The sequence below is a fragment of the Paenibacillus anseongensis genome (genome assembly GCF_009757995.1).
In the GTDB taxonomy this organism is placed as follows: Bacteria; Bacillota; Bacilli; order Paenibacillales; family NBRC-103111; genus Paenibacillus_E; species Paenibacillus_E chondroitinus.
Genome location: NZ_WSEM01000020.1, coordinates 261,305 through 276,017 on the forward strand (window position 1 = coordinate 261,305; position 14,713 = coordinate 276,017).

The following is a 14,713-nucleotide window of genomic DNA, read 5'->3' on the forward strand; positions in this document are numbered from 1 at the left end:
CACCTCACCCTCATTTGTTAAAAAGTGACCAGCTTATCTACAGCCACAGGTTGTCCTGTGCGTAGGGAAATGTTACCTGCGATACCAGTAAGGATGGACATTGCGCCATCTACATGCGAAGCAGCTCTTTGGAAGCGATCGTCAGATGCTTTTTCGAAAATATCCCGCAGCAGCACAGGGTCTCCGCCGCCGTGACCGCCAACGCCTTCTTCGATTTGAACCTGATAAGGCGCTGCGAACATTGGGAAAACTTTGATTGTTTTCTCCTTCAAAGCACCTTCGTCTTCTTTTTTGCCTCCGGAATTCACGTAGGATTGCTCAACGACTCTCATTTCAATACGGCCTTTACTGCCGTTAATATGCACATTGAAGCCTTCCCATGGCATATAGGCGTTCAAAGAGTATGTCAGAATCGCTTTATTTTTGTAGCGGACCATAACGCCCATTGTGTCTTCGATGCTAATACCGTCGCCGAAAACGCTTTGATCGCGCTGATAGCCGTCTTCATGCTCCGCGTTTAAATATAAGCCTTTGAGGTGCTCGTTTTTGTCCAAATGTAGTGCAAAAGGATCGTCCTTCGCATTTTCGTTGCCAGTCGCGCGTTGGTAGAACTTGGTTTCGCCGCGTTTCTCAGCATTTTCTCTACCATAGAACATCAATCCGCCCATTGCATATACAGTTTCAGGACGTGTTCCCAACCAGAAATTCACGAGATCGAAATGATGCGTCGATTTGTGCACAAGCAAACCGCCGCCATTGCGTTTATCCCGGTGCCATCTGCGGAAATAGTCTGCTCCATGCTGGGTGTTAAGCAGCCACTCGAAATGCACGGAATGCACGTCACCAATTGTTCCATCCATGATCAGCTCGCGGATTTTCGTATTGTGCGGGGCATAACGGTAGTTGAAAGTTACGCGAAGCTGACGTCCTGTCCGCTTGATAGCATCTAGAATCTCTTGACATTTCTCTTCATCCACCGTCATCGGTTTCTCCGAAATGACATCGCAACCCATCTCCATCGCTTTAATAATGTAGGTGTGATGCGTGCGATCAACGGAAGTTACAATGACATAATCCGGCTTCTCTCTGCGGATCATCTCTTCGAATTCATGCGCTTTATAAGTAGGCACAGCCTTGTATTCGTATTTTTTTTGCAGCAAACCGTTTGTAAAGTCCATTCTCGTTTGATTGATATCACAGATTGCAACAAGCTCAGATGTATCTTGGAAATCCCTTACAATAGCGCCATAGAAAAATTCAGCACGTCCTCCGGTGCCAACGACTGCATAACGTTTTTTCATAACCGGTAAGCCCCTCTCGAGAATAAGTTTTCTTACCTCAAGATTAATACAATATTTGCTGTGTTTCTAATCAAATCTTATCTAATGTCTTTCAATCCTTGCATATTTTGCTATAATAACAGTACATTTAGTTTGATTTGAACGAAGAGGTGTCCGTTGTGATCCAATATGAAATCGAAAGACTGCGCAGAGATCGGCCCTACTCCATGCAGGTGAATCATTTCCATGATCATTATGAAATCTACTATTTGCTGAGTGGCAAACGCTACTACTTTATACAAGACCGTTCGTATCTCATTCAAGAGGGCGACCTCGTTCTTATCGATAAAAATCAACTGCACAAAACGCGAAATGCTGATGCGGAGGCTCATGAGCGTATCTTGCTCAGCTTCGATGATCGATGGATTCGCTCCATTGGGGAAGATGCTTCCGAGCATCTGCTTGTGCCTTTTGTGCAAAAACAGCATGTATTCTCTCTGAGCGGTACGAATCGTACCCTGGTTGAGAATCTGCTGTTTCAACTGCTCCGGGAGCAGCAGCAGGCGCTAGGCGGTTGGCAATTAAACAGTCGCGCGCTGTTTACGCAGCTGTTGATCTTCTGCTCGCGCATGACGGATAGGATCAGCACCGCTCAAAGTCACGCGCAAGCGCACAATCCCAAAATATTTGAGATTGTGGCTTATATCAACGAGCATTACCGGAATCGGCTGACGCTGGCTTCGATCTCGGAGACCTTTTATATTAGTCCCAGCTATTTTTGCCGCTCTTTTAAAGAAACGACGGGCTTCTCGTTCGTTGAGTATTTGAACAATGTGCGGATCCGGGAAGCTCAGCGGCTGCTAAGAGAAACCAAGCTGAAGGTGATTCACATTGCGGAGCAATCGGGCTTCGATAGCGTCGCCCATTTTGGCCGCGTGTTTAAGCAGGTCACCTCGCAGACGCCGCTTGAGTGCCGGAAGCTGATGCGGCTGAGCCAGTAGTTGGTGGCCGTGACAACTTTAAGGGAACTACGGGTCGCTAATTTGCCCAAAATCGCCAATTGGCAGATCCAAGGGAACTACCGGCCTCTATTTTGATGTTTTCAGCCGGATTTCACGTTCAAGACGAGAAATAAGACCCTGTAGTTCCCATTTGCCCCGAAAACAGCCCGTTTCACCGAAATAGAGGATCATAGTTCCCTTTCAGCTTACGGTCGCGGCCGGGGAGGGATTTGCTACTGGTGACTGAGGCGGTAATGTTACTGATTATAGCTACTGGTGACTGATCGCGGTAATGTTACTCGTTATGGTTACTGGTGACTAATGGCGGTAATGTTACTCGTTATAGCTACTTGGTGACTGATCGCGGTAATGTTACTCGTTATAGCTACTTGGTGACTGATCGCGGTAATGTTATTCGTTATAACTACTTGGTGACTGATCGCGGTGATGTTACTCGTTATGGCTACTGTTGACTGATCGCGGTAATGTTATTCGTTATAGCTACTTGGTGACTGATGGTGGTAATGTTACTCGTTATGGTTACTGGTGACTAATGGCGGTAATGTTACTCGTTATAGCTACTGGTGATGATGATGCTAGTGGTAGTGGCTGATGACAGGTGACTAAGAACTAAGGTCTAATGTATTGTTTAATGTTCTACGCTCGATGTTCAATGCTCAGCACATCCCCTCGCTCACAATCCGCGGCTCCCTGCCCGCGGTCGCTCACCACCGGTCACCCGGCAGCGCGACCAAACAAAATAAAGCCCCCACAAGTATCAACAAGTGGAGGCCTTTTCTTTTTAAAATCCGAAATATTGCTTCGCGTTATCGTAGGAAATACCTTGAACCAACTGCTTGAGCAGCTGTTCGTCATTCGGGAACTCGCCATCTTCAACCCATTCGCCAATCATGTTGCACAGGATTCTGCGGAAATAATCATGTCTCGTGTACGACAAGAAGCTTCTGGAGTCGGTTAGCATGCCGACGAAACGGCCAAGCAATCCGAAATTGCCAAGCGATTTCATCTGCGAAACCATGCCGTCTTTCGTATCGTTGAACCACCAAGCGGCTCCAAGCTGAATTTTGCCTGGGATTCCGTCGCCCTGGAAGCTGCCCATCAGCGAAGCAAGAATTTCATTATCACGCGCGTTCAATGAGTAAAGAATAGTTCTTGGCAGCGAATCTGCAACAGCCAGGGAGGACAGCAAACCAGTAAGCGCGCTCGCTACAGGGCTATCGTTAATGGAGTCGAAACCTGTATCCGGCCCAAGTTTGGCAAAAGCTTGTCCATTGTTGTTACGGGATGCGTTGATGTGGTACTGCATCGCCCAGTCGAGCTTTTTATAAACGCCGCCGAGGAACAGTAAAGTGAAAGCTTTATATTTTTTCTCATCTTCCAAGCTAACTGCATTGCCAGCCAAGGCCGATTTGAAAATTTGTTCAACTTCTTCTTTGGTCGCCACCCCAAAAGGCACGTAATCCAAAGCATGGTCAGACACTTTACAGCCTACGGAATTAAAGAATTCCGCTCTGCTCTCAAGTCCCGCAAGCAGATCGTCGTAAGACGAAATCGTGATGCCTGCCGCTTTTTCCAATTGAGCGATCCAAGGAAGGAACGTAGCTCGGTTAATTTCGAGCGCTTTGTCAGGACGGTAAGACGGCAGTACTTGCGTGTTGAAATCTTTGATTTCTTTGATTTTGATATGATATTCCAAGGAATCAACCGGATCGTCCGTTGTGCAGATGACCGTTACTTTGGAATTCGTGATCAGGTCTCTGGCGCGTGAACCGCCTTCAGCCAGCTTCGCGTTCACTTTTTCCCAGATAGCAGGTGCGTTCTGCTCGTTAATCAAGTCATTCACACCAAAAAACGTGCGAAGCTCCATGTGAGACCAGTGGTACAGCGGGTTACCGATCGCCATTGGCAGCGTACCTGCCCAAGCAACGAAACGGTCATAATCGCTAGCTTCTCCAGTCACTTTATTCTCTTCAACGCCGTTAGCGCGCATCATTCTCCACTTATAGTGGTCACCGTAAAGCCACGCTTCCGTAATGTTATTGAATTGTTTATTTTCATAAATCTCTTTAGGGCTCAAGTGGCAGTGATAGTCAATAATCGGCAGATCTTTGGCGTATTCGTGGAACAAATGAACAGCGGTTTGATTCGTAAGTAGGAAGTTTTCATCTAAAAACGTTTTCATAAAGCAAATTTCCACCTTTCTCGACCTGAATGATCTGCCCTTATTTTAGCCGAAGGTGGAAGCGAAGTCTTGTGATTTTTTGCTTTAATTTTGCGAAATATGCATATATTGACCTCTCAAAGTCTATGGATTCGAATTCTCGGCATCTGCACCCGCCGTTATTTCTTCCGGTATCGTCTTGGAAGCGCCTGGAACATGCCGCGGTTTATGATTAATTAACTCCGACGAGTAAATGCTGACATAGACCCGGCCGGGCAAAGCCTGCGCTCTGATCAGGATCGGCTGATTATAGTTGTTTTTGAAGCTAAAATCCGGTCCCCCCCAGTTCACCGTCGCGTCTCTCCCTGAAGGTACGTAGGGCACAGATCTGCTGTGAGAGTACCTTTCGACAATTGTTAGGCCAGCCCGGTCCACCGCATTAAAAAGGGTCGAGGAGGTTTGACAAATGCCACCGCCAATCCCTTCAGAAAATTCTCCCCTCACAATGACTTTCGCCGGCATATAACCTCTTCCACGCGTACGAACGCCAACCACCCGGTTAAAAGAGAACGTTTCATTCGGGAGAACCACGTAGTTGTTAATAGCCTGAGTAGCAAGCTTAATATTCGTAAAGCGGTGCTTATTATTTGAATTAAAATACGTCACATAATAGCCGATTGGATGTACGCGGATGCTAGCCAGCAGTTCACTATCTACTTTCGGATATATAGGCAGCGTGGGAACATCAAATTTCATAGGTCCCTCACTGTAAAACTGCTTGTAAAACTGTTCCACAAAAGCACGCCGATTCAACTGTGCTCCTGGAATTTCCTTCACAATCCCTCCCGCATCGCTAATTGTCGCATTCACGGGTTTCCGGTACGCTTTCTTCTCCATTTCGGTCATGAGACGGTCTAATCGCTCGTTATTCACCAACGGCACGTCAACATAATCAAGTCGGTAAGCCTCACGCTGCACATTCGCTTGAATTTGAGAACTTCCATCCTTGGTTGTTTGATCCGCCATTTCATTCATTTGCATTAAAAGCATGAGACCTGCAATCCATCCCTGCATCATCTAATCAATCACCCCTCCCCTATTGTAAACAATTGAAAATTTTCCATACCAAATAACTCAATTCCTGACTGGAATGTAAAAAAGAATGCAAAAAAGGACCGCCCCCGACCAAATGATTGGCCTAAGGAACAGTCCCTTGCTTGTAAGATTATAGCATCGCCTTAATGCGGATAAGCGGCTTCGAATTCATTCCCGCATGGTCCTCCGCTTGGGTTATTTTCCAGATCGATGGTCTCACCGTTTTGGCGGTACAAAGGGCAATAATAATGACTAATGTGCGTAGCGGATTCGTTGGCATAATGGCAGATGAACGCTCGGCGGAAGCGATCTTTCGTTTTGTTGCGGTACGATCCATGGATCAGATTGCCGTTAAAAAACAGCACGTCGCCTCGTTCCATGACGACCGGCATTGCCTTTTCGTCTTTTGGTGGCTTTACATAATGCGTGGTAAACGATTCTTTGGCATCGGCAAGATCGGGGCAAGAAAGATCCAGCGTATTCGTCTTGGGAACGACGAGCAGACCGCCGTTTTCCTCATCAGCAGCATCTATCGCTGTCCAAGCGGCAATACAGTTGCCTGGCTCAACTTGCAGGTAGAAGTTATCCTGATGCAGCGCTTGGCCGCGGGAGCCCGGCGGTTTGTAATAGAACATGCTCTGTGCAGCAAGTGCTTCCTCTTCATACAAATCAGCTAACACCTCCATCACTGGCTGGTGCAGCATATACTTCCTAGCAGTCTCGTTAAAACGGTGCGGATGCATCACCCGCGGATAACGCTTAAGAGGGTCCGATCCATCTCCCTGCAAGTCAGGTTCGAAATGTCCGGGTACCGCCTGCATCGAAATCTCTTCAAATGTAGCATCAATTTCCGCCAAATGATCCGCAGAAAATAAACCTTTTACGATCAAATACCCTTCCCGTTCAAAATGCTGTTTTTGCTCCTCCGTCAGTTTAAGCAATGTGTTCGCCATCTTGTCTTCCCTCCAAGTTATCTGTTGTTTTCCATGTATTCAGCATATCGAATAATGCGTATTGGCAGAAGTAAGAATGCTGCTAATAAATCCTACAATCCTGCTATTTTCTGATATACTCAGTTTAATAGCAGTCATCAGTGCTCAGGAAGGAACGATGTTCATGAATGCGGAAGCAAACACATTTTTGGCAGGGCACTTCAATGAATCGGATTCCTACTTCACCATCCGCCCTGAAGGGCGCAACGATTGGCTTCTCTGCTTCACGCTAGGCGGCGAAGGCTACTTCAAACTTGGCGGAAATGAAAGACGCTGCCGGGCGGGGGATCTCACACTGCTTGCTCCAGGAACTCCGCAGCATTATGGGACAAGGAAAAATCATCATTGGGAGTTTGTTTGGGCCCATTTTCCCTCCATCCTCGCAGAGACGAATCTGCTGCCTAAGGAAGAGCAGCTTTTCCTCGCCATTGAAAGTGAGTCGCTCCGGGAACGCATCTATCAAGCTTTCGCGCGTATTCTGCAGGATTCCAGAGAACGCGGGGAATACTGGTTTGAGCTGATCCTTTCTTCCTTGCGGGAAATCCTGCTTATCATGGCGCAGAAAACAAGCCGTAAAATGGACCCTCGTATTGAAGAGGTCCTCCATCTCTTGTCCCAACAAATGCGCGAACCCGTCCGCATCGAAGAATTAGCTCAGCGCGTCGGACTCTCTCCATCGCGGCTTGCCCATCTTTTTAAAGCCAGCACAGGGTATTCCATCATTGATTCTGTGAACCGCATGCGAATTCAACAGGCCGCTCTCTTGCTTGAACATACGCAGCGAAGCGCCTCAGATGTTTGTTATGACGTCGGTTTTCAGAACTATAATCACTTCACCAATCAATTCCGCAAATGGCATGGCACGAACCCTAGCACTTTTATGAAGGAACGACGGTAAAAATTATTTGACAGTTCATAAACTCCACGATAAACTGCAAGCAAGCTATAGAAAAAAGGAGGATTTCTATGACCTTTGAACGTAATCTTGATAAGTATGCGGAACTGATCGTCCGCGTGGGTGTGAATATCCAATCCGGGCAAACGCTGTGGATTAATGCTCCCATTCTCCATCCGGCTCTTGTACGCCTCATCTCTCGGAAAGCTTATGAAGCAGGAGCCAAACACGTACATATAGAATGGCAAGATGAAATCAGCACTCAAATTAAATATATGCATGCACCAGAAGAAGCTTTTCACGAGTATCCCACTTGGCGCGCTCAAGCACTTAACGATTTAGCGGAAAATAACGGCGCTTATTTATTAATTGATGCCGCAGATCCCGAGCTGCTGAAGGACGTCGATCCAGCACGTATTTCCGCATTTTCCAAAGCGGCTGGGCCTATGTTGATAAAATGGAGAGAAAGCATGTCCTCCTATCTCATGACCTGGTCGATTGCCGCAGCACCTACCCCTGCCTGGGCCTCCAAGGTATTCCCGAACTTGGATGAAGATGCGGCCATGGCTGCCCTGTGGGAGGCGATCTTCAAAGCAACGCGCGTCGATCAAGACAACCCTGTGCAGACTTGGCACGAGCATAACGCTACGCTGCGCAGCAAAAGAGAACAGCTCAACGAGAAGCAGTTCCATAAAATTCATTACCGTGCCCCGGGCACAGAGCTGACGGTCGAACTGCCGAAAAACCATATTTGGCGCGGTGGATCGGCTACGAACGGAACGGGAGGTTTCGATTTCAATCCGAATATCCCGACGGAAGAGGTGTTTATTTCACCGAATCGCCTAGGGACACAAGGTACGGTGCGCAGTTCGAAGCCGTTAAGTTATCAAGGGAATTTGATCGACAACTTTACAATCACCTTCGATAACGGACGTGTTGTCGATTACAAAGCTGAGGTAGGGTTTGAGTCCCTGAAAGCGATGATCGAAATGGATGAAGGCGCCCATTATTTAGGCGAAATCGCGCTTGTTCCTCATGATTCACCGATTTCCAATTCGAATCTGATCTTTTTCAATACCCTTTTTGATGAAAATGCCTCCAATCATTTGGCCTTGGGAAGAGCTTTTCCTACCTGTGTGGAGGGTGGGCCTGCCATGTCCAAGGATGAGCAGTTGGCAGCAGGGCTTAACGTCAGCCTGATTCATGTCGATTTCATGGTCGGTTCGGCCGACATGGATATTGACGGCGAGCATGTGGACGGCCGAGTGGAACCTATTTTCCGCAAAGGCAACTGGGCATTTTAAATTAGACAAAAGAGACCTTCTAATCCCGCAATAGGTGTGGAGCGGAAGGTTCTTTTTTCATATAGTATAGGAGCATTGGTTTTTACCAAATTGGGAATGTTAGTCAGAAGGTAGACGGAATTTCTTGCACCCCATCCAAACAAGAGGAGTTGATCGTATGAGTACCAAACCGACGATTGCTGCGATTAGCGTGCCATTTGATCTTGGAGCAGGCCGACGCGGGGCTAGTAAAGGACCTAAAGCTATTTTCCAGGCAGGCTTGTTGCGGGGCTTGCAGCAAATGAATATGACGATTCAGCAAGTGCCGGAGATACGCCTTCCGAACGATACAGCAGCTCCTCTTCCACCTGAGGTGGATAAAAAAAATTTAAAATATTTAGCAGAAGTCATCGACATAAATACTCGCTTGGCTGAGCAAGTTTCTAAGGCAGCAGAACAAGGCCAGTTCCCCCTCGTAATCGGCGGCGATCATAGCATTGCCATCGGGACATTGGCAGGTTTATCCGGGCATTATACGAATTTGGGTGTCATATGGATTGATGCGCATTCGGATTTAAATACAGCGGACACGAGCCCGTCCGGCAATATTCACGGCATGTCGCTCGCGATCAGCCTTGGGATGGGGCATCCTCTGCTAACCGGCATTAAAGGGGCTCAAGCCAAGGTGAAGCCGGAAAATATCGTCCTTATCGGTTCGCGTTCTCTGGATGAAGGCGAGAAAAAGCTGATCCGTTCACTCGGCATCAGATGCTATACCATGCATGATATCGATCGCAAAGGGATGGCAACTGTCATGCAGGATGCCATCGCATATATAAGCGGCAAAACTGACGGCGTCCATGTTAGTTTTGATGTTGATTCCTTAGACCCGCTTGAAGCGCCAGGAACCGGTACAGCGGTCAAAGGCGGACTCCAATTCCGCGAAGCCCATCTCGCCGTCGAGATGCTGCATGAAGCAGGCATCGTCACATCCGCGGAATTCGTTGAAGTCAATCCGCTGCTCGACGATAATAACAAAACTTCGCACCTGGCGGTCGGCCTCATTAGTTCCTTGCTGGGGAAACAAATTCTATAGCCGAAGCCCGATTTGAAACCCGTATCCTTCACTAGGAATACGGGTTTTTGTGCTTGTTGCAAGCAGGTTTAATTGGTAAAATATAGATGACTTACAAGACGGACACAGGATTGGAGATTGCATGAAAACGATAAATCACTGGGTTTTGCAGCTTTTACTCGCACTGCTTTCCTTATCCACGATTGGCATCTACCTGATCTTCAAAAACCAAACGTATTTTGAATTCCTGAATTGGAATCTATTCCTTGCCTGGATCCCCAATTTCTTTGCCTTGTTGGCTTATTTGTTACATTTGCGCCGACCTTCGGTTGCCGTCCAACTACTCACCTTCATCTTTGGACTAGCCTGGCTTTTATTCCTGCCGAATGCCCCGTATATCATCACCGATTTCATCCATTTAACACTGTTGAAAGACTTATACATAACCAAAAAAGCCTGGAGCATGAGCTTTTGGAATGATTTTTTCACCATTTTTTTATATGCGTGGAATGGCTTATTACTTGGCTGCAGCTCCATGTATATGATTCATCTCATTTTGATGAAGCATTGGGGCCACATCCTCTCATGGTTCCTCATGATCCTAACCTCGCTGCTAAGCGGATATGGCATCCTTTTGGGCAGAGAATATCGATTGAACAGCTGGGATGCTCTGTTGAGTCTGGATATCGTGGACACCCTACAAAAGAGTATACACAAAGAAGCAATTATTTTCTGCGTGCTAGTCGGCTTTGTCATCCTTGCCATGTACGCAACTTTCTATTTGCTTATCAATGGCATAGGCAGCTCCAAGGTTGCTGTATATAAAAGATAACGAAAACGCCCCCAGCCCATCATTTCGATGAGTTGAGGGCGTTTTATTCACTCCAGCCTGGCTTAGTCGGCAGGATGCAGCAGTCTTTCGCCGGCAATGCCCGGCGTCGTCATCTGAATCGGATTGAGGATTTCTTCAATCTCCTCCGTAGTCAGCAATCCGCGCTCCAGAATCAGCTCTTTCAGCGTCATGCCTGTGCGCACGGCCTCTTTAACCAGCTGCGCGGCTACCTCATAGCCCAGATGCGGATTCAAAGCCGTAACGATGCCGAAGCTTTGCTCGACATAAGTGCGGCATCGGTCGCGGTCCGCTTCCAGACCTTCAATCGCGAAGCGCTCGAAGACATCCGCCGCGTTGCGCAATATTTTGAGCGATTGCAGTAAGTTAAACGCAAGTACAGGGCCCATGACGTTAAGCTCGAACTGGCCTGCTTCACATGCCAAGCAAATCGTATGGTCGTTCCCAATCACCTGGAAGGCCACCTGGTTTACAACCTCCGGCATAACAGGGTTCACCTTGCCCGGCATGATCGAGGACCCTGGTTGTCTTGGCGGCAATTTCAGCTCCCCTAGACCTGCACGCGGACCTGAAGCCATCAGACGAATATCGTTGCATATTTTGGACAGATTCACGGCACAAACCTTCAAAGATGCTGAGAGTTCTGTATAAGCATCCATGTTTTGCGTGCCGTCAACCAAATGTTCGGCATTCTCAACCGGGATTCCGCACTCATCTTTCAAATGAAACATCACGCGATTGACATACTCCGTCTTCGCATTCAGCCCCGTCCCTACGGCAGTTGCTCCCATGTTCACCGTCAAAAGACCCGATGAAGCTTGGCGAATCCGATTAATATCACGCTGCAAGACACGTGCATAGGCGCCGAATTCTTGTCCAAGACGAATCGGAACAGCATCCTGAAGATGCGTTCTTCCCATTTTTATCACATCATCAAATTCTTTTTCTTTCTTGGCAAAAGCGCTCTGCAGCGAGATCATCGTCTCGATTAATTGTTGGGATAAGCGGTATGCGGCTATCTTGATCGCCGTAGGAATGACGTCATTCGTCGACTGCGACATATTCACATGATTATTTGGATTACAGTGAAAGTAACTGCCTTTCTCCTCACCCATCAACTCCAGCGTCCGATTGGCCAGTACTTCATTCATATTCATATTAATTGAAGTTCCAGCTCCCCCTTGGATAGAGTCTACGATGAACTGATCCAAAAGTTTGCCCGCTCTAACTTCTTCAGCTGCTTTTACCAAGTGCTCAGCAATCTTCTTAGGCAACATATGGGTTTCCATATTCGCCAGAGCTGCCGCTCGCTTTACTTCTGCTAACGCCGTTATAAGTTCTGCATGAATTTTTACGCCTGTAATTGGAAAATTTTCAAGGGCACGCATCGTTTGGATGCCGTAATAGGCCTCGGCTGGAACTTGCTTTTCACCTAAAAAATCTTTTTCAATGCGAATACTCATCGTACACACCGTTCCTTTTTCATTAAAGTAACTGCTCGTTCGCGAAGTAGGTGCTCTAACAGCATCCATCAGGGGATGATTTTAATTGACCACCGTAATGTAAAGTGGTTATCAGAACTATTCGCGCCTTCCTGCTCATATTCCTGCAATATCTGACACGCCTTGTAATAAATTTATGCGAAAATGAAAGCATTTTCATAATTCGAAATGTTTTAGTATTCTTCAAATAATATTACCTTTCTCTACTAATATATGCTCGCAGGCGGCCGATGCAAGGACATTCCCAGAAAATACGCTGCCCGAATATTGAACGATCTTAGACTTATGCCCGTACATGAGCAACGTTATAACCAGAAGAATACAATAGATTACAAGCTCGCATTATGCGACAATACAAGTATCAAAACACGTTTGGCCAGGTTGCACTCCAAGGAGGAATACTTATGGACACAAAAAGTTCTTTGATCATTGAAAAGACAGAAAAGTACGGAGCCCATAATTACCATCCACTGCCTATCGTCATTTCCAAAGCGGAAGGCGTGTGGGTCGAGGATCCAGCCGGCAACCGCTTCATGGATATGCTTAGCGCATACTCAGCTTTGAATCAAGGGCATCGTCATCCCCATATCTTGAAAGCGCTCCATGAACAAGCTGAGAAGGTCACCTTGACTTCAAGAGCTTTTCACAGCGAAACACTCGGAACTTTTTATGAAAAATTAGCGAATTACACTAATAAACCGATGGTTTTGCCGATGAACACCGGTGCCGAAGCGGTCGAAACGGCGGTCAAAGCGATCCGCCGCTGGGGCTACGACGTCAAAGGGATTCCGGAAGATCAAGCGGAAATTATCGTCTGTGAAGGGAATTTCCATGGGCGCACGGTGACGGTCACTTCCTTCTCGTCATCGCCGGAGTACAAGCGCGGCTTCGGGCCTTTCACGCCGGGCTTCCGCATCATCCCTTACGGGGATGTGGAGGCGCTTCGGGCGGCCATCGGACCGCATACAGCCGGGTTTTTGTTCGAGCCGATTCAGGGCGAAGCCGGCATCGTGATCCCGCAGGACGGTTACCTGCGGGAATGTTATGAGCTATGCCAAGCGAATCGCGTGCTTTTCGTCGCGGACGAAATCCAGACCGGATTCGGCCGTACGGGCCGCCGCTTCGCCACGGACTGGGAAGGCGTCACGCCGAACCTGTACATCATGGGCAAAGCCCTCGGCGGCGGTGTCTTTCCGATCTCGGCCGTAGCCGGAGATCGGGAGGTCCTTGAGGTGTTCGAGCCCGGGTCCCACGGCTCCACCTTCGGTGGGAACCCGCTCGGCTGCGCCGTCGCGATCGCGGCGCTGGAAGTGATCGAAGACGAGCGGCTCGCAGAGCGCTCGGATGAGCTTGGGGCTTATTTCCTGAAGCGGCTTCAGGAAATTCAATCGCCGCTGATCGCGGAGATTCGCGGACGCGGGCTGTTCATTGGTATTGACCTTAAGGTCCCGGCCCGCCCCTTCTGCGAACAGCTGAAGGAGAAGGGACTGTTGTGCAAGGAGACACACGAGCACATTATTCGCTTTGCTCCTCCGTTAACCATTACGCGGGAGGAGCTGGATTGGGCTTGGCAGCATGTGCATGATGTGCTGACTGGCGCTTAAGCTTAAACTGAAGCTGATTATCGTCGAGGAAATCAACCATTGTGGAACTACAGGGCGTTATTGGAGCGAATTTAGCCAATTTTTCGTGTGAAGCGGAACTACACGGTCTTAATTGACTCGAATTGGCCTCTTTCCAGCCCATGATGCTGGAATAGCGGACCACAGTTCCCGCATAGCTGCCAATAGCCGCAATTCTTGTTATATAGCGGCCAATAGTTCTGCTAAATAAAAAGCTCCGCTTCCCGTAAGAGAAGTCGGAGCTTTTGTTATTTTTTCACAAACACGAGCGTCCCAAAACGCTGCGGAATATGGAAATTGACTGCACCGGTCGGAGACCAGGCCCAATAATGCCGCGTGCCTTCCGTATCGTCATCGATCCGGTATACATTCCAGCCCCACTCGGCACCATGCCGCGGAACTTGCGCTTGCTCCTGCCCCTCCCTTAAATCGGCAAAAGGAATTCGCAGCTCGTAATGCTTCCAGCCCTCTGCCCCATCGGAGACAGACGTACGTAAGCCCTTAGCGTCCCAAGCCACATCCACTTTTTTATTCCCGTCAAGGTTGTTGTGAATCAACGCATCGAATTCAACGCCCCGCGGGCTCAGTTCGAATTCGTAGTAAACTTTGCCCGTACCCATGGGGTCAAGGAACACTTCCACGACGTCCTCCTCATAGATCGGATCATCACGGCGTTCCATCGTCGCCACAGTATGATCGTCCTCACACTCAAACCGGACATGCAAGGCCTCCTCAGTCCAGCATGCCCGAAACTGCGTTTCCAAACGAGGCGTGGCTCCGGTTACAACATCGTACAGCCTCTCCGGGGTAATTTTATCCCAAGGAATACGTATTTTTTCATCAGCTATGTATTGGCATTCGTATCTCATTCCGGCTTGTTCCTCACTTTGCTATTTATCTTTGTAACCAATATTAATATCTTCTTACATCGATGCC

General features: G+C 48.0%; 12 protein-coding genes. 6 read left to right on the plus strand and 6 right to left on the minus strand.

Annotated elements, in window-relative coordinates:
- Positions 1–17 precede the first annotated feature (17 nt).
- Positions 18–1,301, minus strand: coding sequence for a Gfo/Idh/MocA family protein (locus GON05_RS24955; RefSeq protein ID WP_157322866.1), 1,284 nt, complete (start codon positions 1,299–1,301; stop codon positions 18–20).
- A gap of 137 nt (positions 1,302–1,438) precedes the next feature.
- Here GON05_RS24955 and GON05_RS24960 point away from each other — a divergent pair, with 137 nt between their 5' ends.
- Entirely contained in the window at positions 1,439–2,281 is an 843-nt protein-coding gene (locus GON05_RS24960) for a helix-turn-helix transcriptional regulator (RefSeq protein WP_221435260.1), read from the plus strand.
- Between the two features lie 802 nt (positions 2,282–3,083).
- On the opposite strand, the gene uxaC is transcribed toward GON05_RS24960, so the two are convergent.
- The 3 genes from uxaC to GON05_RS24975 all read right to left on the minus strand — a co-directional run bounded on the left by uxaC (position 3,084) and on the right by GON05_RS24975 (position 6,511).
- On the minus strand, positions 3,084–4,484 hold the full coding sequence (uxaC, locus tag GON05_RS24965; protein ID WP_157322870.1) for a glucuronate isomerase: 1,401 nt from the start codon (positions 4,482–4,484) through the stop codon (positions 3,084–3,086).
- A 123-nt stretch (positions 4,485–4,607) separates the two neighbouring features.
- Positions 4,608–5,540: a VanW family protein gene (locus GON05_RS24970; protein ID WP_157322872.1), complete on the minus strand. Its 933-nt coding sequence runs from the start codon at positions 5,538–5,540 to the stop codon at positions 4,608–4,610.
- A gap of 161 nt (positions 5,541–5,701) precedes the next feature.
- Positions 5,702–6,511, minus strand: coding sequence for a phytanoyl-CoA dioxygenase family protein (locus GON05_RS24975; RefSeq protein WP_157322874.1), 810 nt, complete (start codon positions 6,509–6,511; stop codon positions 5,702–5,704).
- A gap of 163 nt (positions 6,512–6,674) precedes the next feature.
- On the opposite strand from GON05_RS24975, the gene GON05_RS24980 reads away from it, so the two are divergent.
- The 4 genes from GON05_RS24980 (at position 6,675) to GON05_RS24995 (ending at position 10,635) form a co-directional block, all read left to right on the plus strand.
- Positions 6,675–7,448 (plus strand): helix-turn-helix domain-containing protein, encoded by a 774-nt coding sequence (locus GON05_RS24980; RefSeq protein ID WP_246239418.1) that lies wholly within the window; start codon positions 6,675–6,677, stop codon positions 7,446–7,448.
- A gap of 68 nt (positions 7,449–7,516) precedes the next feature.
- Positions 7,517–8,749 (plus strand): aminopeptidase, encoded by a 1,233-nt coding sequence (locus GON05_RS24985; protein ID WP_157322876.1) that lies wholly within the window; start codon positions 7,517–7,519, stop codon positions 8,747–8,749.
- Between the two features lie 157 nt (positions 8,750–8,906).
- On the plus strand, positions 8,907–9,824 hold the full coding sequence (gene rocF, locus GON05_RS24990) for an arginase (RefSeq protein ID WP_157322878.1): 918 nt from the start codon (positions 8,907–8,909) through the stop codon (positions 9,822–9,824).
- Positions 9,825–9,945: 121 nt separating this feature from the next.
- A complete protein-coding gene (locus GON05_RS24995; RefSeq protein WP_157322880.1) occupies positions 9,946–10,635 on the plus strand; it encodes a DUF1361 domain-containing protein in 690 nt (229 codons plus the stop codon).
- A gap of 62 nt (positions 10,636–10,697) precedes the next feature.
- Here the strand turns inward: GON05_RS24995 and aspA are convergent, their stop codons facing one another.
- Complete coding sequence (aspA, locus tag GON05_RS25000; protein WP_157323281.1) at positions 10,698–12,116, minus strand: aspartate ammonia-lyase; 1,419 nt, start codon at positions 12,114–12,116, stop codon at positions 10,698–10,700.
- A gap of 443 nt (positions 12,117–12,559) precedes the next feature.
- On the opposite strand from aspA, the gene GON05_RS25005 reads away from it, so the two are divergent.
- On the plus strand, positions 12,560–13,759 hold the full coding sequence (locus GON05_RS25005; protein WP_157322882.1) for an ornithine--oxo-acid transaminase: 1,200 nt from the start codon (positions 12,560–12,562) through the stop codon (positions 13,757–13,759).
- Positions 13,760–14,025: 266 nt separating this feature from the next.
- On the opposite strand, the gene GON05_RS25010 is transcribed toward GON05_RS25005, so the two are convergent.
- Positions 14,026–14,646 carry a carbohydrate-binding family 9-like protein gene (locus GON05_RS25010; RefSeq protein WP_157322884.1) on the minus strand — a complete coding sequence of 207 codons (621 nt, stop codon included), beginning with the start codon at positions 14,644–14,646 and terminating at the stop codon, positions 14,026–14,028.
- Positions 14,647–14,713 lie beyond the last annotated feature (67 nt).

Coding starts and splice junctions, on each gene's coding strand:
- GON05_RS24980 (WP_246239418.1), top strand. CDS start 6,675: ATGAATGCGGAAGCAAACACATTTTTGGCAGGGCACTTCAATGAATCG.
- rocF (WP_157322878.1), top strand. CDS start 8,907: ATGAGTACCAAACCGACGATTGCTGCGATTAGCGTGCCATTTGATCTT.
- GON05_RS24975 (WP_157322874.1), bottom strand. CDS start 6,511: ATGGCGAACACATTGCTTAAACTGACGGAGGAGCAAAAACAGCATTTT.
- GON05_RS24995 (WP_157322880.1), top strand. CDS start 9,946: ATGAAAACGATAAATCACTGGGTTTTGCAGCTTTTACTCGCACTGCTT.
- aspA (WP_157323281.1), bottom strand. CDS start 12,116: ATGAGTATTCGCATTGAAAAAGATTTTTTAGGTGAAAAGCAAGTTCCA.
- GON05_RS24985 (WP_157322876.1), top strand. CDS start 7,517: ATGACCTTTGAACGTAATCTTGATAAGTATGCGGAACTGATCGTCCGC.
- GON05_RS25005 (WP_157322882.1), top strand. CDS start 12,560: ATGGACACAAAAAGTTCTTTGATCATTGAAAAGACAGAAAAGTACGGA.
- GON05_RS24955 (WP_157322866.1), bottom strand. CDS start 1,301: ATGAAAAAACGTTATGCAGTCGTTGGCACCGGAGGACGTGCTGAATTT.
- GON05_RS25010 (WP_157322884.1), bottom strand. CDS start 14,646: ATGAGATACGAATGCCAATACATAGCTGATGAAAAAATACGTATTCCT.
- GON05_RS24970 (WP_157322872.1), bottom strand. CDS start 5,540: ATGATGCAGGGATGGATTGCAGGTCTCATGCTTTTAATGCAAATGAAT.
- uxaC (WP_157322870.1), bottom strand. CDS start 4,484: ATGAAAACGTTTTTAGATGAAAACTTCCTACTTACGAATCAAACCGCT.